Genomic DNA, 21522 nt, shown 5'->3' with positions numbered 1-21522 from the left:
GGACGCGCGAGCCGCCCGGTCGGCGATCAGACCGTCACCGACCACCCGGCCACGTCGATCGCGAAGTAGGCGACCACGAGGGCGCCCGTGTAGAACGTCGACGTCGCCAGTGCCGCCAGGACGCGGCGGCCGTGCGAGGCCGCGCCCACGAGCGCGAACGCCGTCGCGGCCGCCCAGCCGAGCGCGGCCTCCGCGGGCAGGACGTACAACGCGACGCCCGCCACCTGCGTGGTGTCGCCGGTCGGCTCCCACAGGTCGACCACCGGCGCGAGCAGCTCGCTGCCCAGGAACACCGCGACCGCCAGGCCGGCCGCGGCCGGCGCACTGCCGCGCGCCAGCGCAAGCACGATGAACAGGGGCGGCACCCACATGCCCCCCATGCTCAGGTTGATCGCGTCGTCCAGACGCGGACCGCCGATCACCGGGAAGTCGAGCGTCCCGACGACCGTCGCCAGGATCCAGTCGGGCACGATCTGGAAGATCGACACCGGCAGCAGGAAGCGCCACAGCAACACCCAGTCGCGGCGGCCGACCGCACGCGCTGTGAGCGGCAGCCCGACGTTGTAGGCCACCACCAGCGCGAGCACCGCCCAGCCCTTCGCAGGTGCGTCGAGCGCGAGCGTCACGACTCCCGCGGCGGCGAAGAACGTTGCGTGGAGGGCCGCGACGGCCCGCACGTCCCGGGTCACGTCGCGAGCAGCGTCCCGTAGTTCATCCCGGCGTGCCGGTACGTCGGCCGCACCGGCCACTGCCGCCGGATGTCCGCCAGCTCGGACGACGGGATCACCTGCCGCCAGCGCGGATCGTCGCGGCACGGGTCCGCGAGGGTCTTCTCGAGGACCATCGAGTCGTACTGGTCCTGGAAGTCCTCGAGCGTGTTCGCGTTCGGGACGATCTCGCGCTGGTAGAAGCGCGCGTAGTGGGCGATGCCGGGGATGCGCGACAGCTCCGGCTGCCAGTTGTCGAGCGCGACACCGTTCTCCGAGCTGACCCACACCCCGTCCTCGGTGTTCACCACAAGCGAGTGGTTGCCGTCGGTGTGCCCGGGCGTCCAGACGATCGCGACCCCGACGCCCAGCTCGACCGAGCCCTGCAGCCGGCCGAAGCGCTCGACCCGGGCGTCGACGAGCGTGTCCGGGACGTACCACGGCCACTGCGTCGGGTGGGGATCCTCGAGCGTCGCGATCTCGGTCTCCTGCGCGAGCACGAGGGCGTTCGGGAACAGTGGCTCGCGCGGCGCGTCCTCGCCCGGAATCGGCGCGGTCGTGCCGAGCACCATGCGCACGTCCTGCACGTGCAGGTGGTCGAAGCTGACGTAGTCGACGTCCTCCGCCCGCAGCCCGCACGCGCGCAGCACGTCGTCCGTGTCGTTCTCGGTGATCGTGAGGACGTTGTCGGCCAGCCACTGCCCGCCGGGGATCCGGTCGACGGTCGCGGCGGTCTGCGCGTAGAACGGCGCCTTGACCGAGCCTTCGGGCAGCGTCGGCTCCCAGACCAGCGTGCGGCGGACGCCGGCGAAGTCCTCGTACTGCACGACGACCATGCGGTTCGTGATGAAGACGTACGGCGTCGGCAGGCGGACCGCGCCGTGGAACGCGAACGTCGTCGGATACGGCGCCGTGACGAGGTTCACGCTGCGCACGCCGAGGACCGTGCCCTGCGCCTTGAAGTGCTCCTTGAACGCCAGACCGGCGGTGCGGACGGCGTCCAGGCGACGCCCGCGCGGCCAGACGGCGCGGGCGGCGTCCAGGTCGGGGACGGGGCGCAGGTCGTCGAGCGACGGCGCTGGACGGGTGATGGCGGTCATGTCGGGTTCCGGGTCCGTGGGTTCGTGGGTCGGGGGCGGTCAGGCGCCGTGGCGGTCGGCGAAGCGGCGCTGGCGCCGGCGGGCGAGGGCGACGACGACCGGCAGCGCCGGCGCCATCAGGGCGGGGACGGCGGCCCCGGCACGCAGCAGCGCACCGCGCCGGCGGGGGATCGAGCGGACCATCCGCGGCCGGTCCAGCAGCGCGACCGCTTCGGCGGCGACCGCCTCGGGCGTGAGCATCACGCCCGACCACGATGGCCAGGCGTTCGGGTCCCGCGCCTTGTCGAACAGCATCGGCGTCCACATGCCGTCGGGGCACAGCGCCGAGATCCGCACGCCGCGCTCGCGCGCGATCAGCAGGTCCAGCTGTGTCCCGACCGAGTACGCGAGGGCCGCGTGCTTCGTGGCGCCGTAGATGGTCTCGTGCGGGGCCGGGACGAGGCCCGCGAGCGACACGATGTTCAGGACGTGCCCGCGGCCCGCCGGCCGGAAGCGCTCCAGCGCCGCCGTGGTCCCGTTGATGAGGCCGTGCACGTTGACGTCGAAGAGCCGACGGCGGGTGGCCTCGTCGGTCGTCCAGCTGGGCCCGGTCGCCAGCAGCCCGGCGTTGTTGACCCAGACGGCGAGGTCGGGTGTCGCTGCCACGAGCGCCCGGCACGCGGCCAGGTCGGCGACGTCCAGCGTCGCGACCTCGCCGCCGAGAGGGTCGGCGACGGCCCGCGCTGCGGCCGCGTCGATGTCCGCAACGACGACGCGGTAGCCCCGCGCGGCGAGCAGCCGGGCGAGCTCGGCGCCGAGGCCCGCGCCACCACCGGTGACGACAGCCGCACCGGGCGTGCTCATGCGGTCGCCGCCGCGTCCGGCGCCTGCGCTGCTGCCCCGGCGCCCGCGACGGCCGTCGTCGCAGTGCCCGCGGTCGTCGTGTCGCCGGCCGCCGTTTCTGCAGTTGCCGTGTCGGCAGTCGCCGCGGTCCGGTCGGCGGTGGCGCCGGCGTGAGCGGGACCGTCGACGTGCCAGCGAACACCGAGGGGCCCGAGGCCGTCGAGGAACGCGGCCGGGTCGACCGCCTGCGCGGGGGCGAGCGCACCGCGGCCGGCGAACCCGGGGTCCGCGAGCTCGACCGCCGCCTGCGCGATCGCGCGCGCCGTGAGCCCGTAGATGTCCGGCCCGCTGGCCATTCCGCGGGCGGTGCGTCCGTCCTCCCCCGTCGCGCCGGCGACGATCGTCCACCGCACGGCCTTGCGGTCCGCTTCGGCCGGGCCCTCCGGGAGCAGGTCGATCACGCGGTCCAGCACGGGCCGCAGCGGCGAGCGCAGCAGCCGCCCGAGCGCCGGGGTCAGGGCCGGGAGCAGCGGCGCTGCCGGCGGCGGCGCGATCGAGGTCGCGCTGATCCGGGCGACGACCTCGCGGGCCTGCACGTGCTGCGGCACGGTCACAACCTCGCCGGTCGGGTAGCGCGCCACGAGCTGCCGGCCGATCGGCGGTGGGAAGGTGACGAACGCGCGCCGCGGCCGCCGTCCGCCCCCGGTGAAGCGGCCGTCCTCGTACGCGACGTCGAGCCCGTTCATCTGCTCGAGCGAGGAGTGCAGCGTCCCGCGCGTCATGTCGAAGCCCTCGACGTGGTAGGCGATCGTCACGCGGCGGGCGGGCGCGACCGTCCGGCCCACGAGGTTCGCCAGCAGGTCGCCGGGTGTGTGCGCAAACGCCAGGCCGGGGACGGCGGCCACACCGGCGTCTCGCAGGAGCGGGTCGTGGACCTCGAAGACGCGCCGGATCCAGTCCTGCTCGCCCGTCGTATCGAGATAGTGCGCGCCCGCGGCTGCTGCGGCGGTGAGGACCGCGTCGCCGCTCGCGCTGAACGGGCCGGCGCAGTTGATGAGCACGCGGCCACGGGACGCGGCCGCCTTCAGGGCGGCCGGGTCGTCCAGCGCCGCCACGGCGACCTCACCCGCGCCGAGCTGCGCCTGCAGCGCCGCGAGGCGCCCCCGGTCACGCCCGGCCAGCGCCAGCGGTATGCCGCGGGCGGCGAGCTCGGCGGCGATCAGCCGGCCGGTGTAGCCGGTGGCGGCGTAGACGACGACGGGACCGCTTTCCATGCTCCGATCCTGCCGGACAGCGGCGCGGTCAACCTGTGCTTCGGTCACACCGCTTCGGCTCACAGATGTTATCTCACGCCACTAGGCTGGCGAGCACGATGCCGGCGCGCGACAGTCCGAGGACACCGACCGGCACGGGGGCCGCCGCCGCCGAGGCGGCGCTGCGCACGACCGTCGCCGTGATCGCGGAGGACGCGGACGCGATCGCCCGCACCGTGGCTGCGCTCGTCCACCGTGAGGTGCCGGAGGCGGCTGTCGACCCCGTGACCGTCGAGGAGACGCGGCGCACCTCCCGCGCGACGTTGCTGGCGCTCGTCGACGGCTGGCGGCGCGGCGAGCCGCCGGCACAGGTGCAGCCGCCGCCCGAGCTGCTGTTCCAGGTCGGCGTCATGGTCCGCGACGGCATCCCCCTGGGGCCGCTGCTGCAGATCCTGCAGCTCGCGCATGGCGCACTCGCCGACGCCTGGGACGAGCGCATCACCACCGCCGGCCTCAGCCCGGCGCTGCAGGCCCGGACGATGCGGCTCGCTCACCAGCTGACGTTCGCGTGGTTCGCGGGCTTGACCGCGCAGCTCACCGCCGCCTACGCCCGCGAGCACGCACGGGCCGCGCGGACCCCGGACGCGAAGCGGCGCGAGGCCGTGCTGGCCGCGCTGAGCGGCCGGTCGGTCGACGTCGACGCGCTCAGCCGGACGGCCGCGCACGAGTTCCGTCGTCACCACGTGGGGCTCGTCCTGTGGCACGGCGCCCCGGCGGGCGGCGACGTCCCGGCAGCGCTCGACGTTCCCCGGCCGCTGGTGCTGGCCGCCCGCGAGGTGGCCCTGCGCCTGGGTGCCCCGCCGCCCCTGCTGGTGCCGGCCGCCAGCGCCGTCGCGTGGGGCTGGGTCGCGCTACCCGCGGCCCCCGCCGCGGACGCGCTGCGGGCCGCCGTCGACGCGGCGCGCCCGGCCGACACGTGGATCGCGTCCGGCGACCCGGCGCCCGGCCTGGACGGCTTCCGGGCGACCCACGCGGACGCGCTCGCCGCGGCACAGGTCGCGATGCTCGGCGCCGGGACCGCCGCCCCGGACGGCGGCGGGACGGCCCGGTACGACGACGTCGAGCTGGTGGCCCTGCTCGCGGACGATCTGCCACGGGCCCGCCGGTTCGCCCTGCGCCGCCTCGGCGACCTCGCCCGCGACGATCCCGATCACGCCGTCCTGCGCGCCACGCTGCTCGTCTACCTGGAGGAGCACGGCAGCCGCACGGCGACCGCCTCCCGGGTCGGGGTGCACCCGAACACCGTCACGAACCGCGCGCGGGCCGCGGAGGCGCTGATCGGACGCCCGCTGACCGAGCGCCCGGTCGAGCTGCAGGTCGCGCTCGCGCTCGCCGCATCGCTGGGGCCGCAGGTCCTGCTGGCGGAGTCCGCCGGCGCGCGAACCAGGCGACGTTCCTGACACGAAAGTCGTCCGACTTTCCTCATAGGCAAGCAAGTGACTTCCGGAGGCACGAGCCACGCCATGGACCAGCAGCAGGCAGAAGCGGCCCTCGCCGAGTCCGCCCGGCTGGGAGAACCGGGTGCGCGACCGGGCCCGGCCTGGCACCCTGGCACTCGTGCGCCTGCGGCCGACGCTCACCCTGACCACGCTCGCCGCGGTCGCGACGGCCGTCGCGGCCGCCGGCACGACCGCGACCGTGACGGCGACGGCGCGGGCGGCGCTCCCGGTCCCGCAGGCCGTCGTGACCGCGGACGTCTCGCTGTCCCGCGCCGCGGGCGGGGCCACGGGCGGCACCCGCGCGCCGACCCTTCGCGCGGGCGGCGGGACATCCGCCTTCCTCCGGGTGCGGGTCGCCGCGCTGCCCGTCCCCCCGGCGCGCGTGGTGCTGCGGCTGTGGGTCACCCGCGGGAGCGACGCGCCGACCACGGTCAGCCTCACCACCACCGACTGGAACCAGCGCACGGTCACTCCGGCGCGGAGCCCGACCGCGGTCACCGGGCCGATCGCGACGCTCCCGGCGGTCACCGCAGGTCAGTGGGCCGAGTACGACGTCACGGCCGCGGTCGTCACGGACAGCACGCTCGGCTTCCGGATCGACGGCGACCGCTCGCGCCCGGCCGGCTTCGCGTCCCGCGAGTCGTCCCGGCCTCCCGAGCTCGTCATCACGACCAAGTCCCCGGGGGACGAGCTCACGTGGCGCCTGGCCCGTCCGAAGAACGCGGCCCGAGTCCGGTACCGGGCGACCGACGATCGGGGCGGGAAGCTCGACGCGCTGAAGGTGGTCCAGGCTCCGGACGGGCGCTACCTCGGGGTCTGGCACGCCGACGTGGACGGGCGCTTCGTGAGCCGCGTCGGCACGTCGAGCGACCTGCTGCGCTGGCGCCGCACCGCGGACCTCGGCGATCACGACAGCCAGCCGACCGTCGCGCTGCTTCCGGGCGGCGGCGCGCTCGTGGTCTCCGAGGCGGACGACGGCGGGCCGCACCTGCGGTTCCGCCGCTTCCCGACCGTGGACGCACTGCTCGCCGGCCGGCCCGACGCGACGTTCGATGCACCCCGCTCACTGGCCCCGGTCGCCGAGGGGACGCCCTCGATCCGCAGCGTCGACGCCGGCGCGCAGCACGTGGTGGTGGGCTTCCACTACCTCCGTGACTCAGTGGTCGACCGGCGCGCGACCGGGCTGCTCCTCGGGATGCGGGCGTGGGCCGCGCGGGCGGACGGCGCCGCAGATGCGCTCTTCACCCCGCTCGGTCTGGGCGGCGGCCTCGGCGACCGCGACGAGCTGACGTTCCGCGGGCAGCGCTTCACCCTCCAGGAGGGCCAACACGCGTTCGGCGACTTCGGCAGCTGGCGCGAGTACCTGGAGGACCAGGCGACCGGGACGGCGCAGCTGCTCCCGGTCGCGACGCACGGCTACAGCCAGTCGTTCGGCAACGGCACGGCCACGATGCTGATCGGGCCGGACGGCCGGCTCACGCTGGTGGGGACCTACTTCGTCTTCACGGAGGGCTCCGGATCGGGTGAGGCTGGCGAGCTCATCTACGTCAGCCCGCTCGACGACGTGCCGGCCCCCGGGGTCCCCGCCGACCCCGGCGTCCCACCGGACACCACGCTGATCCCGGCCCTCCCGGTCCCGGTGCGCCCGGTTCGTCCACCGGACGCACCGCCGGCCCCCGCGGGTGTCGCCGCACCCACGACGCCGCGTGACGTCGTCCCCAACCCCGAGCCCGTGACGACGACGCCGGCGGCCGCCCACGCCCGCGAACGCACCGGCGTGCGCAGAGCGCTGGCCGCCGTCCGGCCGATGGCTGCCCGGCGATCGATGCTGCTCCGCTCGGGCGGGCGGTACCAGCTGCGCTTGGCGCTGCCGCCGGGCCGGCTGGCCGCCGAGCTGTGGACGCCGTCCGGCCGTTTGGTGGCCCGCGTTCGGCAGACCGTCCCGGACCCCGTAACCGTCGCGCTGTCGTTGCCGGTGTCGCCGTCCGGGCGGTCCGGTCTGCGCGCGGTCCCGGCGGTACGCGGGCTGGAGCTGCGGCTGACGTTCGTGACGCCCCGCGGCGCGACGGTGCGCAGGAGCGCCACGGTCCGCGTCCGCTGACAGACCATCCCACTGGCCCAGATGCGATGCACGGCCGCCCGGTATGGCGCCGATCGCAACTCGGCGTCAGGGGGCGAGCCAGCCGCGCCGCGCGGCGTCCACCAGGATCGCCTCCGCGATCGCGCCAAGCGCCGGCCAGAACTCCGTCACCTGAGCGACCAGGATCCGCTCCTGCGCAACCGTCACGCCGCGCCCGGCCCAGGCCGACCCGTCGCCGGCCGCGTGCAGCAGCATCGGCTGCAGGCGGTCGAGCCCGCGGGCGAAGCGCGCTTCGTCGGACGCCGCCGCCTCGAACTCGTGCCACGCAGCCAGGAACGCCCCCGCCTCAGCGGCCGGCAGCAACCCGAAGATCCGGTCGGCCGCCCGCTCCTCGGCGACCGTGACCGCTGCGCGTTCCTCGAGGTCGTAGATGGGGACGTCGCCCGCCTCGATCTCGACGAGGTCGTGGATCAGCAGCATCGTGAGGACCCGGCCGAGGTCGACCCCCGGGGCCGTCTGCCGGGCGAGGACCACCGCGCACAGCGCCAGGTGCCAGCTGTGCTCGGCGCTGGACTCCGGCCGGGAGCCGTCGCGCAGCCGGTTCAGCCGCATCACGTAGGCCAGGTCGTGCGACTCGGCCAGGAAGTCGAGCGCCGCCCGCAGGTCGGCCGCCACGGGCAGGCCGGCGATCCAGCCTGCCGCGCGCGACCCCGCGTCCCCGGGGCCACCGCCGCCGACCGTGCCGCTCACGCCGGCCGCCATCCCGTCTCGACGAGCGACGCGACCGGTGCGAACAACGGTTCCGGCAGCGCGTCCCACCGATGCCAGGACCAGCCGTCCACCTTCTCGGGCTCGCGCCGCGCGGGTTCCCCCACGGCCTCGACGAGGTGGTGCAGCGTGACGTAGTGCAGGCCGTCGTCCGGGAACACGTCGTCCGTCCACGTGACCCTCGTGACCGCGCGGGCGATCAGCCCCGTCTCCTCCTCGAGCTCGCGTGCGACCGCGGTCGCGGGCGCCTCGCCGGCATCGACCTTGCCGCCGGGGAAGGACCACGTCCCGGCGCCATGGGCGCCGCGACGCCGGCCCAGCAGCACGCGCCCATCGCGGACGACGATCGCGCTGGCACCGACCAACGGGCCGCGCAGGGTCGGGGAGGACATCGGCTCATCCTCCCAGGGCCGGCGTCAGGGCGAGAGCGAGAGCGGCTGCGTCACCCTCGTGCCATCCCGGAAGACCGCGGTCGCCGTCCCGCCGCTGGCCGACGGGAACTGCCCCGCGTAGACGGCGATGACCGCGTGGTCCGGACCGGGGAGCAGGGTCAGCCCGTCGTCATCCGGCTGCTAGCTTGGGTGACGCCATAAACGACTCTCATCACATCCCGAAGCCCCGTCCCCTCCCGGACGCGCGCAGGGTTCGGGATGCCAACCGCTCCATCGGGTCTCCGGCGGAGGGTGAGGGCGTCGCGCGCCCCGCCCTGTGCCGCGACGGCCGCCTGCGCAGCCGGTAGTGCGCGTCGCCCCCCGGCTGACCACCCTCCCGGTCACGACCACACACACGCTCACCGGATCCGCACCGGTCGACGCGCTGCCGGCCACCTGGGGCGACAGCGTCCCAGCCCCGCCGAGCGCGCGCACCCGCGACGCGACGCTGACCGTGTGGGCCAACCACGCCACGCGCACGCTCGGCCCCTGCATGGAGTCCGTCCGCGGCCGCTGTGACCGCCTCATCACGTCCTCGTACCTGGAGGGTCATCCGCATCTGGCCGCCGGCGACGTCGGCGTCCTCGAGCCGCGCGACGTCAGCGGCGCGGCGTACGTCGAGTGGCTGCTCGAGCAGACCGCCGAGCACGGTGCCACGCACCTGCTCACGTGGCGCCGGCACCTGGGTCGCATCTGCCGCGCGGCCGACCGGTTCGCCGCGCAGGGGGTGCAGGTCGTCGCGCCCGCGGTCGACCCCGACGTTCTCGAGGACAAGTGGGAGGCGACCCGGACCGCCGAGCGCCTCGGCGTTCCTGTGGCCCTGACCTTCCTGGTCTGGACCCAGGAGGAGGCGGACGCCGCGCGGGCAGCGATCACGGCGGCCGGTCACCGCGTCTGCGCCAAGCCGCGCACCGGCGTCGGGGCGATCGGCTTCGTCGTGCTCGAGCCGGGTGTGCCGTGGACGCCGGACGGCCGCGACTGGCTCGTCATGGAGCTGATGCCCGGCGACGAGTGGTCGGTGGACGTGCTGGCCGATCGCGGCGCCGTCGTCGACTTCCTCGTCCGCCACAAGCAGGGTGCTGGGCGCCACCTGAGCCAGGACGCCGAGCACCTCGCGGTCGTGCTGCCGCTCATCCGCCACTTCCGCATGAACGCGATCTGCAACGTGCAGCTGCGCCGCCGCACCGACGGCGCCCTGGCGCTGCTGGAGATCAACGCCCGTCCGGCCGCCGGTGTCGGCCAGGGGATCGCGGTCGGGATCGACCTCTACGGCGGACTGGTCGACCGCATGGCCAGGGGCGAGTACCGCCCCTGACCGGGCGGCCCAACCTCGCCGCCGCCGCCGTCGCTGCTGCTGTGCGCCGGTGGCCTCAGACCGGCGTCGGCGGCCCGAACCAGGTGGTGAGCGCCTCGGGCAGGCCGGCCCCGCCGCCGTCCCCGTCCTCTACCCAGGCGACGTGGCCGTCGGGCCGGATCACGACCGCGGCCGGCGCGGCGACGACGCCGAGGACCGGCAGCTCCCACTCCCCCGCGTAAGTCGCGTCGACGAGCTGGACCCGGTCCGACCACGGCGCGACGTCGAGGCGACCCGGCTCGCCGAGGTTCAGCACGACCGGCCGGGCGCCGTGCAGCAGCTCGAAGACCCGGACCGCACCGCCGTCCGCCGTCACCAGGTCCAGGTCGGGCATCCGCCGGCCGAGCAACGGGTGGCCCTCGCCGAGGTCATAGTGGATGTCCAGCCCGGAGACGATTCCAGCGACGCGCCGGCGCGGCTCGTCCATCCGCGCGAGCTCGCTCACCAGGTCGACCAGCGACCGCATGCGGTCGTCCCGCTTCTGCAGCGCGGCCTGCGCCATCGTGTGCTGCAGCGCCCGCGCGCCGACCGGGTGGCGCTCGTCGTGGTAGGTGTCCAGGAGGCTGTCCGGAGCGGTCCCGCGGACGACCTGCGCGAGCTTCCAGCCCAGGTTGACCGCGTCCCCGACCCCCAGGCTGAGGCCCTGCCCGCCGGCCGGGTAGTGGACGTGCGCGGCGTCGCCGGCCAGCAGGACACGCCCGGCCCGGTAGCTCGCCGCCTGCCGTGTCGCGTCGGTGAACCGCGAGATCCACGTCGGGCTGTGGATCCCGAAGTCGGTGCCGTAGACCCGCTTCAGGCCGTCCTTCAGGTCGTCGAGCGTCGCCTCCCCGGACCCGATCTGCTGCTCGGTGAGCATGACGCGCACCGGGCCCTCGTCCTTGTAGACCACCTCGCCGTCGACGATCTCGTACTCCAGCCGGCCCAGGCCATGGACCCCCGTCGCATCGTGCCGGACACCGAGCTCCGGCGGCTCCGTCGTCTGGACCTCGGCGATCAGGTTGCTCATCGTCGCTTCCCAGCCGGGGAACGCGATGCCCGCCGCCTTGCGGACGACGCTGCGCCCGCCGTCGCAGCCGACCAGATACTGCGCCCGCAGCGTCCCGCCGCCGGACAGCTCGACGTCCACGCCGGCGTCGTCCTGCGTCAGCCCCGTCACCTCGCTGCCGTAGTACACCTGGACGGGCAGCTCGGCGACCCACGCGGACATGATCCGCTCGATCTCGTTCTGCCAGATCCCGAGCGAGTACGGGTGGCGGGTCGGGAAGTCGCTCATGTCGAGCACCGTCGTCGCCAGCATCGCGGCCTGGGCCACCTGGCCCACGGCCAGGAAGCGGTCGACCACCCCGCGCTGGTCCAGCAGCTCGATCGACCGTGCGTGCAGCCCGCCGGCCCGCGAGCCCACCAGCACGTGGTCGGGACGCCGCTCGACCACCGCCACATCCACCCTCGCCAGCGCCAGCTCGGCCGCCAGCATCATGCCGGCCGGACCGCCGCCGGCGATGATCACCGCATGCTCAGTCGTTCGCATTCTCGCTCCTCTGTTTCAGTGGGTCCTGGACTGCGACGGGCGATTATGGGGGACGATCGAGAGCCTCATGAGGGCGTCGTTTGCGGTATAAATTGTCACTGGAGAGCAGTTGCGGATGGAGGCCGTGCGCGCAGCGACAAGTGTCCGTCGCTCCCAGGCAAGCATCCGGTGGGCACCGCTCCTAGTGTCGGCCCATGAGAGAAGACATCGAGTTCGTGTCCGGCGGCGTCACCCTGCGCGGGTGGTTCTTCACCCCCGACGGCGCGTCGGGCGAGGTCCCGTGCATCGTCATGGCCCACGGCTTCGCGGCGGTCAAGGAGATGCACCTGGACGAGTACGCGGCGGTCTTCACCGCCGCCGGCCTGGCGTGCGTCGTCCACGACCACCCCGGCTTCGGCGCGAGCGACGTCGGCGTCGGCAAGCCGCGGCAGGAGATCGACCCCTGGGAGCAGGTCCGCGGCTTCCAGGACGCGATCACCTACGCGCAGGGCCGGCCCGAGGTCGACGCGTCCCGCATCGGCGTCTGGGGGTCGAGCTACGGCGGCGCCCACGCCTACGTCGTGGCGGCGGTCGACCGGCGCGTGAAGGCGGTCTGCGGGCAGGTGCCGCTGATCTCCGGACGGCGGAACTTCGAGACGCTCGTCCGCGTCGACTTCTGGGACGCGACGTGGCAGCTGCTGGCCGCCGACCGCCTGGGCCGCGCGAACGGCGACGACCCGATCACCATGCCGGTCGTGCACGAGAACCCTCTGGAGCAGTCGGCGCTGCCGACCGCGGACTCGTACGAGTTCTTCACCCGGGCCGCAGCCGAGCGCGCTCCGTCGTTCGTCAACGAGGTGACGGCGCGCTCCCTGGAGCTGTTCCAGGGCTACGAGCCCGGCGAGTACCTGAAGCGCATCTCCCCCACCCCGCTGCTGATGGTCGTCGCACCGCTCGACCGGCTGGCCCCGGGCGAGTGGGCGTGCGAGGCGTACGAGACGGCGGCGCACCCCAAGAAGCTCGTGCTGCTGCCCGGCGGTCACTTCGACGCCTACACGGGCGACGGGTTCGAGCGCTCGTCCGGGGCCGCACGGGACTGGTTCGTCGAGCACCTGCTGGGCGGTTAGTCTCGGTCGGGCTGCTCGATGACGACGCGACCGACAGAGACGTGGGACACGCGCGGGCTCAGCTCGGCCGCGCGGGTGGAGAGCTGGCACGACGCGCTCGCCGAGACCCACCTGCGCTTCGACGTCGCCGTCCCACAGCCCGCCCGTGCCACCTTCGAGGCCGAGCTCACGCGCCGGCGCTTCGGCGAGCTCGCGCTCGTCGACTGCGCCGTCGACCCGTGCAGCGGGCACCGCGGCCGGAGGGAGCTCGCCGTCGACCCCGGCTGGGCCGGTGTCCTGGTCGTCGGCGCCGGCCGCGAGCGCGTCTCCCAGGCCGGCCGCGAGATGCTCCTCGGGCCCGGCGACTGCGTGGTCTGGGACGGCGACCTGGCCGCCGACTTCGAGGTGCTCGAGCCACTGCGCAAGCGCACGCTGCTGCTGCCGCGCGAGCGCATCCTGGGGCTCGGCGGCTCGATCCCGGTGCACATCCCGGCGGGCTCCGCGCACAGCCGGCTGCTCGCCGGGTACCTGGACATGCTCTCGCGGGAGCTCGACCACCTCGACGGCCCGGCCTGCGCAGCGGCCGCCAATGCAGCGCTCGAGCTGATGCGCGCGGTCGTCGCGCCGCGCTCCGGTGGCGACTTGCGCGCGGTGCTGCTGCCGCAGATCCACCGCTGGATCGAAGCGCGGCTCCACGACCCGCGCCTGAACCCGCGCGAGATCGCGGGCGCGCACGCGATCTCCGTCCGCACGCTGCACGCCCTGTTCGCGTCGACGGACGAGAGCGTCGGCGGCTTCATCAAGCGCCGCCGGCTGGAGCGCGCCCGCGCCGAGCTGCTCGAGCTTCCCGGGGCCGCCGTCACGCACGTCGCGCTGCGCTGGGGATTTCCCAACGCCGCCCATTTCTCGCGCTGCTTCCGCGCGGAGTTCGCCGTCAGCCCGCGCGAGCTGCGCCGGCAGGCGGCCCCCACCGCCGTCCCGTCGACCCCCACCCCCGAGGGACCAAGATGACCGAGCTCTCCTACGCCCACGGCCCCTCGTCCACCGCCCTCCTCAGCGAGACGATCGGCAGCTGCCTGACGCGCATCGCCGCCGCCCATCCGGACCGCGAGGCCGTCGTCTCCTGCGCGCAGGGCGTGCGCCTCACCTACGCCGAGCTGGACGAGGCCGTCGACCGCCTCGCGTGCGGGCTGCTGACTCACGGCATCGAGGCAGGCGACCGCGTCGGCGTCTGGGGCCCGAACCGGATCGAGTGGCTGCTGGTGCAGTACGCGACGGCGAAGGTCGGCGCGATCCTCGTCAACGTCAACCCGGCCTATCGCACGCACGAGCTGACCTTCGCGCTGGACCAGTCCGGGGTGCGGCTGCTGTTCAGCGCCGCCGACTTCAAGACGAGCGACTACCGGGCGATGGTCGACGAGGTCGCCGGCGAGCTGCCCGGCCTCGAGGACGTCGTGTTCTTCGAGGACGTCGCCTGGAACGCGCTCGCCGCGACGCCGGTCGGCGGCGAGGCGCTGGCCGAGCGGATGGCGTCGCTGGACCGCGACGACCGGATCAACATCCAGTACACGTCGGGGACGACGGGCTTCCCCAAGGGCGCGACGCTCACGCACCACAACATCCTCAACAACGGCTTCTTCGTCGGGGAGCTGTGCTCGTACACGGAGCAGGACCGCATCTGCGTTCCCGTCCCCTTTTACCACTGCTTCGGCATGGTCATGGGCAACCTCGCCGCGCTGACCCACGGCGCCTGCGTCGTCATCCCGGCCGCCGGCTTCGACCCCGCCGCGACGCTCGCCGCGGTCACCGCCGAGCGCTGCACGTCCCTCTACGGCGTGCCGACGATGTTCATCGCGATGCTCGGCGACCCGGCGTTCGCGGACTGCGACTTCAGCACCCTACGGACCGGCATCATGGCCGGCTCGCCGTGCCCGGCCGAGGTCATGAAGCGCGTCGTGGGCGAGATGAACATGGCGGAGGTGTCGATTTGCTACGGCATGACCGAGACCTCCCCGGTGTCGACCCAGACCCGGAAGGACGACCCGCTGGAGCTCCGCGTCGGCTCGATCGGGCGGGTCGGGCCGCACATCGAGATCAAGGTCATCGACCCGCTGTCCGGCCTGACCGTGCCGCGCGGCGAGACGGGCGAGCTCTGCACGCGCGGCTACTCCGTGATGCTCGGCTACTGGAACGAGCCGGAGAAGACGGCCGAGGCGAAGGACGCTGCCGGCTGGATGCACACCGGCGACCTCGCGACGATGGACGCGGCCGGCTACCTGAACATCGTCGGGCGGTCAAAGGACATGGTCATCCGCGGCGGGGAGAACGTCTACCCGCGGGAGATCGAGGAGTTCCTCTACACCCATCCCGACATCGCCGATGCGCAGGTGGTCGGGGTCCCGGACGAGAAGTACGGCGAGGAGCTCTGCGTGTGGATCCAGCTTCGGGACGGCGCCGCGGCGATCGACGCTGCCGCCCTGCGCGAGTTCTGCAGCGGCAAGCTCGCGCACTACAAGATCCCGCGGTACGTGCACACCGTCGACGAGTTCCCGATGACGGTCACCGGCAAGGTCCGCAAGAACGACATGCGGGAGCAGTCCATCGAGCTGCTGGACCTGCACGACGCAGCGGCCGCGAAGACCGCCTGACCCTCGCCTTCGCGGCACTCCCGGAATCGAATAAGGCGGCCTATCTCTTTCTGGTAGCGTCGCCAGAGGATGACGGCTGTCGAGCTTCAACCGGGGTCTGTGTTCGGGTCGCTGACCGCGCTGCCCCCGGGCCGTCACGCGCTTTCACGAGCTGAGGTCGCTGCGTCGCAGCGGGGGCGGCTGATGGCGGCCGCAGTGGCCGTCATCAGTGTCCGTGGGTTCGCCGCCATGACGATCACCGAGGTCGTCAGGACCGCGCGCGTCTCCCCCAACGGCTTCTACGCGCAGTTCGCGAGCCTCGAGGCGTGCCTCATGGAGGCCTACGACACCTACGTCGCCGCGCTCGTCGCGTCGATCACCACGGCGCTCGACGCCGCCGACACGCCGGACGAGCGCATCGCGGCTGCGATCGGCGGCTACCTCGCCGCCCTGGACGGCGACCGCCAGGCGGCGCGGGCGTTCCTGATCGAGTTCGACGCCGTGGGCGCTGCCGCCCGAATCAAGCGACGCGAGGGGGTCGCGACCTTCGCCGCGCTGCTCGCGCAGGAGCACGCCGCCATGCGCGAGCGCGAACCGGCGCTGGGCGCGCTTCCGGCGACCGCCTACGTGGCCGTCAGCAACGGCATCCGGGTGCAGGCGTGCGACGCCCTGGAGACGACGTCCGCGCCGCTCTCGGGCCTGGCCCCGGACATCGTCCGCTGGGTCACGGCGCTCGTGCGAGGCGCCTCATGACCGTCAGCATCACCAGCCGGCGCCGCGCGGCGACGGCCCCCCTCGATCAAGGAGCCCCACGATGAAACGCGTCCTGCTCGCCGTCGTGCTGTCCGCCCTGTGGGCCGCCCCTGCGGGTGCGGCGTCGCCGAAGGACGATCCGTTCTACGGCGTCCCCGCGGGGATCGAGAAGCTCGCAAACGGCAGCGTCATCGACTCGCGACCGGTCACCGCCACGCAGTTCTCGATCCCGATCCGCGCGAAGGCCTGGCAGGTCCGCTTCAAGACGCAGGACACGACGGGGGCAGCCTCCGCGTACATCACGACCGTGCTCGTCCCCGAGACGCCGTGGACCGGCGGCGGACCGCGGCCGGTGCTGAGCTACCAGATGGCCGAGGACGGGGTCGGCCTGAAGTGCGCCCCGTCGTGGGTGCTGACGCAGGGTCTCGCGGCGCCGAGCAACACGACGCCCGACGCAAGCACCATCGCGGCGGCGCTCGACCGCGGCTGGGCGGTCGTCGTGCCGGATTACCAGGGCCCGGACTCGGCCTGGCTCGGCGGGGACGGCCAGGCGCGCGGGGTCCTTGACGGTTTGCGGGCGGCGCGCGCGTTCAAGCCCGCGGGCCTCGATCCGCAGGCTCCGATCGGCGTGTGGGGCTACTCGGGCGGGGCGATCGCCAGCAGCACGGCCGCGCAGCTGCAGCCGACCTACGCGCCCGACCTGAAGCTCGCGGGCGTCGCGCTGGGCGGCAACAACGCCAGCATCCGCGGCGGCCTCGGCGCGTTCGACGGCTCGCTGTTCGGCGGCGCGATCGCCATCGGGTTCATCGGGCTCGATCGCGCCTACCCGGAGTACCGCCTGAGCGACCAGCTCAACGACGCCGGCCGCGCGGCGATCGCCCGCAGCCAGGACGACTGCATCATCGACGCCGTCACCAAGCATCCGGCGCTCCGCGCGAGCAGCTTCCTGAAGGACCCCTCGGCGCTGGACGGACCGCCGTGGACCGAGGTCTTCCGGCGCGCGAGCCCACTGACCTTCCCGGGCATCCCGGCGGCGCCCGTCTACGACTACCACGCGGTCGACGACCAGCTGGCGCCGATCGGCCCGAGCCGACTCCTGCTCGAGCGGTACTGCCGTGCGGGCGTCACCGTCCAGCACCGGGAGGCCCCCGGCGAGCACTTCATCGAAGCCGTCGCCGGTGAAGCCGGGGCCGTGGCCTTCCTGACGGCCAGGTTCGCCGGACAGCCGGCGCTGAACACCTGCCGGGTCCCGGCCGACCCGCTGCCCGTCCCCGCGGCGAAGCCTGCGGCGGCGAAGCGCTGCGCGGCGAACCGGGTGGTCACCATCCGCGTCCGCACACCGCGCCGCGGCCGGATCGTCAGCGCGACGGCGACCGTGGCCGGCAAGCGCGTCGCCGTTCGGCGGGTGGACGGTCGCCATGTCGTCCGCGTGACGTTGACCGGCCGGCGCAGCGCGACGGTGCGCGTGCGCATCACGGTCCGGACGAGCACCGGCGCGCGGTACGTCGACCAGCGGACGTACCGGCCGTGCGCGAGGCGGGCGTGAGCCGATTCCTCTGAGCGCCTGCGGGCGGGGACCGAGGTCGGTCGCCGCCCGGGTCGCGCAGCTACAGCGGAGAGACAGGGATTCGAACCCTGGGTACGGCTTACACCGCACAACGGTTTTCGAGACCGCCCCGTTCAACCGCTCCGGCATCTCTCCATGTCCAGCAAAAGCGGAACGGTGAGGATATCGAGCCTGACCGGAGTGGGTCGTCAGGCTATGGGCCGGACAGCTCGATCTCGACCGGTGGGCCGGCCTTCTTGATGTAGACGAAGACCGGGCGGCCGTCGACCCGGCAGTCGGCGACGTCGCCGCGGGCGAGGGGCCGGCTCGTGTCGCAGGCGATCCTGTCGGGGATGCGGCCCTGGGCGACGACGGCGTCCCCGACGGCGCGCTCGAGATCCCGCGGCTGGACCGTGGCCGGGACGGCGGAGTCCGACGGGCGGGGTCCTGCGCTGAGCTCGGCGGCACGGCGGGCGCCGGCGACCGCGGTCTTGAAGCTCTCACGGCGTCCGGTGGCGCGGGCGTCGTCGCAGACGCTGACGACGATCTCGGCGACGGCGGCGCGCTGGTCCTCGTCGACGCCCGCGTCCGCGACGAGGGCGTCGACGTCGGCCTTGACGCTTCCGGTGTACTCGAGGCCGCCCGTCAGGCCATTGCTGTTCGTCCGCGCGTACGCGGCGCAGTCGGCGGCGGCGTCGGGACCGTTCCGGTCGTCGCCGCCGCAGCCGGCCAGCAGCAGTCCGGCCAGGCCTGCCGTGGCGACCACCGTCGCTCGGGTCCGTCGCGTCTTCACCCCCACATGGTCGCGTGCCGCGGCCCGATCGATGCCGTTTCCCGTGCAGCGCCGGCGGGACCTTGCGCGCTGACGCACGTCATGCATGCGCCGGCGCGCACGGTCCCGGCGCCCGGATCGTCCCGCCCGGTCTCAGCGGTTCCCCAGGTCGCTCGCAGCCCAGCCCCACGCGCGCCGCCGATCCTCGAACGCATGAACCTCTTCTCCAAGCGCCCCCGGACGATCGTCGGGGTCCTCAGCGCCATCGTCGTCGCGGGCGGCGCCGCCGGCTGCGGCTCGGCCCGCGACTCCGCCCAGAGCGCCTCCGCGGCGACCGGGTCGGCCGCCGCGCAGAACGCGGGCGCCGGCACCGGGGGCACCGCCGGCGCGGGTGTCGCCCCCGGCCCCCGGAACGGGGGCTCGGCCGCCGGCAGCGGGGCCGCCGGAACCGGTCAGGACGCCGCGACCGCAGGCGCCGCGGGACGCGGCGGGCCGGGCGGCGGCCCCGGCGGCCCCGGCGGCCCCGGCGACCCCGGCGGCGGCACGCTCGTGACCGGGACCGCGGCCACCAGGGCAGCAGCGGCGGCGACCGCGAAGTACCCGGGGACGGTGGAGGGCGTCATGAAGACGCCGGCCGGCTCGTACGTGGTCCGCGTCGCCACCAGCACGGGCCGCAAGCATGTCCTCGTGAGCGCCGCGTTCGAGGTCACCGGCCTCGAGCAGCGCCCCTCCGGTGGACGCGGCGGCCCGGGCCCGGGCCGCGCGCCGGGCGGCCAGGCACCCCCGGCCGGCGAGGCGCCCTCGACGGGCCAGACGCCGCCCGCGACCCAGACCCCGACCCCGTCGACCACGGGCGACAGCCCCGGCGGCTCGGCCGCCTGACCTCAGACCGTCGCGCCCAGCTCCGGGTCCGACAGCGGCGTCGACCCGCTCCCGAACAGCTCGGACGCCGGGATGAACTGCTCCGGGTAGCCGTACATGCCGTGCTCGCTGATGTCGAGTCCCGCGTTCTCCTCGGCGGCCGTGACCCGCAGCCCGTAGGTGACCTTGATGACCCAGAAGACCACGTAGGAGCTCACGAAGACGAACAGGAAGATGACCGTCACCCCGAGCGCCTGCGACCCGAGCTGGGTCAGCGAGCCCGTGTAGAAGAGCCCGCCCTGGCTGCCCGGCAGGTTGACCGCGGCCAGGCGCGGGGACGTGAAGAGCCCGCAGGCCAGCGCGCCCCACACGCCGCAGATCCCGTGCGCCGCGAGGGCACCGACCGGGTCGTCCAGGCGCTTCTCGATCAGGAGGACGCCGTACACCACGATCACCCCGGCGACACCGCCGATGAGCGGCGCCGCCCACGGCTCGATGTACCCGGCCGGCCCGGTGACGGCGACCAGGCCCGCGATCGCGCCGTTGCCCGCCATGCCGATGTCGAAGGTCTTCGTCTTGTAGTACATGACGAGCATCGCGGTCAGCACGCCCGCCCCGCCGGCCAGCTGCGTGATCATCGCGATCGTCCCGAAGCGCCCGTCCAGCGCGCCCAGCGCCGAGCCCGCGTTGAAGCCGAACCAGCCGAGCCAGAGGATCATCACCCCGAGCCCGAACAGCGGCATGTTGTGCCCGGGGATCGCCCGCGGCTTGCCGTCGGGGCCGAACTTCCCGCGGCGCGAGCCGAGCAGCAGCAGCACCGCGAGGCCCGCCGCCGCGCCCGTGACGTCGATGACGATCGAGCCCGCGAAGTCCTGCACGTGGATGTCGGTCTGCAGCCACCCGCCCCCGAAGATCCAGTGCGCGACGACAGGGTAGATGAACGTCGAGAAGACGATCGCGTAGGCGACGTAGACGCCGAACTTGATGCGCTCGAGCGTGGTGCCCCACACGATCGCGAGCGTCACGGCACAGAAGCCGAACTGGAACAGCCAGAGGGTCTCGAGGGAGACGCCGTTCGCCTTCGTGGGGTACGCGAGCGCGAAGTGCTTGCTGACGTCGTCACCGGCCAGGAACAGGCCGTGGGTCCCGAGCAGCGCGCCGTCGCCGCCGAACGCGAAACCGAACCCGATCGCCCACCAGCCGATGCCGGCGATGGCGACGTTCACCAGGATCTTCGCGACGACCGAGCCCGCGTTCTTGCCGCGGACGAAGCCGATCTCCAGCATCGCAAAACCGGCCTGCATGAAGATCACGAGGATCGCCGCGATGAAAACGTAGACCGAGTTGATGGCGACCTGGTCGGGGAGCTTGCCGGCGAAGCCGGCGGTCTCGGTCGCGGTGTCGGCGAGCGCCGGCGCGGCGGCGAGCAGGACGAGCAGCAGCGCGGCGCCCGTCGCGCGCGCGAGCGTGGTGGTGAGCCTCATGGTTCTCCTTCGGTGTGACGACCGCGGCGCTACGACATGGTGACCCTGCGCGCCGTCCTGCTGGCCGGAAAAGCGGACCGCGTAAGCCTGCGGAGCGCGGACGGGCACCGCTTTGTCCCGGCGGACAAAGATCGGGTGGCGCGTCTTGGCCAGATGGCGAACGCCGCCTCAGAGCGTGCCGACGGTCTGACAGAGTCAGGCGCCCATGGCCGACTCCAGGACCCGGCGCCTTCCCGCCGAGCAACGCCGCGCGCAGCTGCTCGACGTCGTCACGACGATCGTGCTCGACGAGGGCTTCGGGGCCGTGAGCATCGACCGGGTCGCGCGGGACGCGGGCATCGCGCGGACGGTCGTGTACTCGCAGTTCGGCAACCTCGAGGGACTGCTCGAGGCGCTCGTCGACCACGCCGCCAACCGCGCCGTCGGGCAGGTCTCCGCGGTCATCCCGGAGCTGCCCGTGGACCGCGACCCGGACGTCCTGCTGGTCGACGCGATCCGGGCGTTCACGACGCTCGTCCGCGACCACCCGCGGCTGTGGCGCCTCGTCCTGTTCCCCGTCGAGGGCGCACCGCCCCTCGTTCGACAGAAGGTGGCCGAGGGGCGGTCGATGGTCTTCGCGCTGCTCGAGCCGCTCGTGGAATGGGGCGTCGCGCAGCGCGGCGGACCCGACGGCATCGACACCGAACTGCTCGCCCGCGGGCTGCTCACCATGGGCGAGGACGCGGCGCGGATCGTCCTCGCCGAACCGGACCGCTTCAGCCCGGACCGCATCGCGGACTTCACGGCGGTGCTGCTGGGCGCGCTCGGCCGCCCGCCGCAAACCGCGCCGCCACCGGCCGGGGACGCGTAGGC

General features: G+C 74.0%; 19 protein-coding genes and 1 tRNA gene. 10 read left to right on the top strand and 10 right to left on the bottom strand.

All coding sequences use genetic code 11. The features are described 5' to 3' along the window. Positions 1–26: 26 nt before the first annotated feature. The 4 genes from DSM112329_RS04990 to DSM112329_RS04975 are packed head-to-tail and all read right to left on the bottom strand — an operon-like array spanning position 27 to position 3903. Positions 27–689: a hypothetical protein gene (locus DSM112329_RS04990; protein WP_354700711.1), complete on the bottom strand. Its 663-nt coding sequence runs from the start codon at positions 687–689 to the stop codon at positions 27–29. Further along, positions 686–1807 carry a hypothetical protein gene (locus DSM112329_RS04985; RefSeq protein ID WP_354700710.1) on the bottom strand — a complete coding sequence of 374 codons (1122 nt, stop codon included), beginning with the start codon at positions 1805–1807 and terminating at the stop codon, positions 686–688. Before DSM112329_RS04985 ends, DSM112329_RS04990 begins: the two co-directional genes overlap by 4 nt. 39 nt (positions 1808–1846) lie before the next feature. Next, a complete protein-coding gene (locus DSM112329_RS04980) occupies positions 1847–2650 on the bottom strand; it encodes an SDR family NAD(P)-dependent oxidoreductase (protein ID WP_354700709.1) in 804 nt (267 codons plus the stop codon). Then, complete coding sequence (locus DSM112329_RS04975) at positions 2647–3903, bottom strand: saccharopine dehydrogenase NADP-binding domain-containing protein (protein ID WP_354700708.1); 1257 nt, start codon at positions 3901–3903, stop codon at positions 2647–2649. The genes DSM112329_RS04980 and DSM112329_RS04975 overlap by 4 nt, the downstream gene beginning before the upstream one ends. Before the next feature lie 98 nt (positions 3904–4001). Here DSM112329_RS04975 and DSM112329_RS04970 point away from each other — a divergent pair, with 98 nt between their 5' ends. Further along, positions 4002–5342 carry a helix-turn-helix domain-containing protein gene (locus DSM112329_RS04970; protein WP_354700707.1) on the top strand — a complete coding sequence of 447 codons (1341 nt, stop codon included), beginning with the start codon at positions 4002–4004 and terminating at the stop codon, positions 5340–5342. A gap of 157 nt (positions 5343–5499) precedes the next feature. Next, positions 5500–7482, top strand: a complete 1983-nt coding sequence (locus DSM112329_RS04965) for a hypothetical protein (protein ID WP_354700706.1) — start codon at positions 5500–5502, stop codon at positions 7480–7482. 66 nt (positions 7483–7548) lie between these two features. Here the strand turns inward: DSM112329_RS04965 and DSM112329_RS04960 are convergent, their stop codons facing one another. After that, positions 7549–8211 (bottom strand): HD domain-containing protein, encoded by a 663-nt coding sequence (locus tag DSM112329_RS04960; RefSeq protein ID WP_354700705.1) that lies wholly within the window; start codon positions 8209–8211, stop codon positions 7549–7551. Beyond that, a complete protein-coding gene (locus tag DSM112329_RS04955) occupies positions 8208–8621 on the bottom strand; it encodes an NUDIX domain-containing protein (protein WP_354700704.1) in 414 nt (137 codons plus the stop codon). The genes DSM112329_RS04960 and DSM112329_RS04955 overlap by 4 nt, the downstream gene beginning before the upstream one ends. 346 nt (positions 8622–8967) lie before the next feature. On the opposite strand from DSM112329_RS04955, the gene DSM112329_RS04950 reads away from it, so the two are divergent. Beyond that, positions 8968–9975 (top strand): ATP-grasp domain-containing protein, encoded by a 1008-nt coding sequence (locus DSM112329_RS04950; RefSeq protein ID WP_354700703.1) that lies wholly within the window; start codon positions 8968–8970, stop codon positions 9973–9975. A gap of 55 nt (positions 9976–10030) precedes the next feature. Here DSM112329_RS04950 and DSM112329_RS04945 read toward each other — a convergent pair whose 3' ends face one another. Next, positions 10031–11542, bottom strand: a complete 1512-nt coding sequence (locus DSM112329_RS04945; protein ID WP_354700702.1) for an FAD-dependent monooxygenase — start codon at positions 11540–11542, stop codon at positions 10031–10033. 194 nt (positions 11543–11736) lie between these two features. Here DSM112329_RS04945 and DSM112329_RS04940 point away from each other — a divergent pair, with 194 nt between their 5' ends. The 5 genes from DSM112329_RS04940 (at position 11737) to DSM112329_RS04920 (ending at position 17553) form a co-directional block, all read left to right on the top strand. Next, positions 11737–12648, top strand: coding sequence for an alpha/beta hydrolase (locus DSM112329_RS04940; RefSeq protein ID WP_354700701.1), 912 nt, complete (start codon positions 11737–11739; stop codon positions 12646–12648). 18 nt (positions 12649–12666) lie between these two features. Beyond that, entirely contained in the window at positions 12667–13638 is a 972-nt protein-coding gene (locus tag DSM112329_RS04935) for a helix-turn-helix domain-containing protein (RefSeq protein ID WP_354700700.1), read from the top strand. Further along, positions 13635–15275, top strand: a complete 1641-nt coding sequence (locus DSM112329_RS04930; protein WP_354700699.1) for an AMP-binding protein — start codon at positions 13635–13637, stop codon at positions 15273–15275. Before DSM112329_RS04935 ends, DSM112329_RS04930 begins: the two co-directional genes overlap by 4 nt. 69 nt (positions 15276–15344) lie before the next feature. After that, positions 15345–16007 carry a TetR/AcrR family transcriptional regulator gene (locus DSM112329_RS04925; protein ID WP_354700698.1) on the top strand — a complete coding sequence of 221 codons (663 nt, stop codon included), beginning with the start codon at positions 15345–15347 and terminating at the stop codon, positions 16005–16007. A 61-nt stretch (positions 16008–16068) separates the two neighbouring features. Further along, positions 16069–17553, top strand: coding sequence for a lipase family protein (locus DSM112329_RS04920; protein ID WP_354700697.1), 1485 nt, complete (start codon positions 16069–16071; stop codon positions 17551–17553). 67 nt (positions 17554–17620) lie between these two features. On the opposite strand, the gene DSM112329_RS04915 is transcribed toward DSM112329_RS04920, so the two are convergent. Together DSM112329_RS04915 and DSM112329_RS04910 are read right to left on the bottom strand one after the other, a co-directional pair. Next, positions 17621–17709: transfer RNA gene (locus tag DSM112329_RS04915), tRNA-Ser, on the bottom strand. A gap of 58 nt (positions 17710–17767) precedes the next feature. Next, entirely contained in the window at positions 17768–18346 is a 579-nt protein-coding gene (locus DSM112329_RS04910) for a hypothetical protein (protein ID WP_354700696.1), read from the bottom strand. A gap of 192 nt (positions 18347–18538) precedes the next feature. Between DSM112329_RS04910 and DSM112329_RS04905 the strand changes: the two genes are divergently transcribed. Then, positions 18539–19207 carry a hypothetical protein gene (locus DSM112329_RS04905; RefSeq protein WP_354700695.1) on the top strand — a complete coding sequence of 223 codons (669 nt, stop codon included), beginning with the start codon at positions 18539–18541 and terminating at the stop codon, positions 19205–19207. Between the two features lie 2 nt (positions 19208–19209). On the opposite strand, the gene DSM112329_RS04900 is transcribed toward DSM112329_RS04905, so the two are convergent. Next, positions 19210–20670, bottom strand: coding sequence for an ammonium transporter (locus DSM112329_RS04900; RefSeq protein ID WP_354700694.1), 1461 nt, complete (start codon positions 20668–20670; stop codon positions 19210–19212). A 205-nt stretch (positions 20671–20875) separates the two neighbouring features. On the opposite strand from DSM112329_RS04900, the gene DSM112329_RS04895 reads away from it, so the two are divergent. After that, positions 20876–21520 carry a TetR/AcrR family transcriptional regulator gene (locus DSM112329_RS04895; protein WP_354700693.1) on the top strand — a complete coding sequence of 215 codons (645 nt, stop codon included), beginning with the start codon at positions 20876–20878 and terminating at the stop codon, positions 21518–21520. Positions 21521–21522 lie beyond the last annotated feature (2 nt).

This window comes from Paraconexibacter sp. AEG42_29 (genome assembly GCF_040581415.1).
GTDB lineage: Bacteria > Actinomycetota > Thermoleophilia > Solirubrobacterales > Solirubrobacteraceae > Paraconexibacter.
The sequence above is the reverse complement of the archived record's forward strand: the minus strand, read 5'-3'. Positions and strand labels throughout refer to the sequence as shown.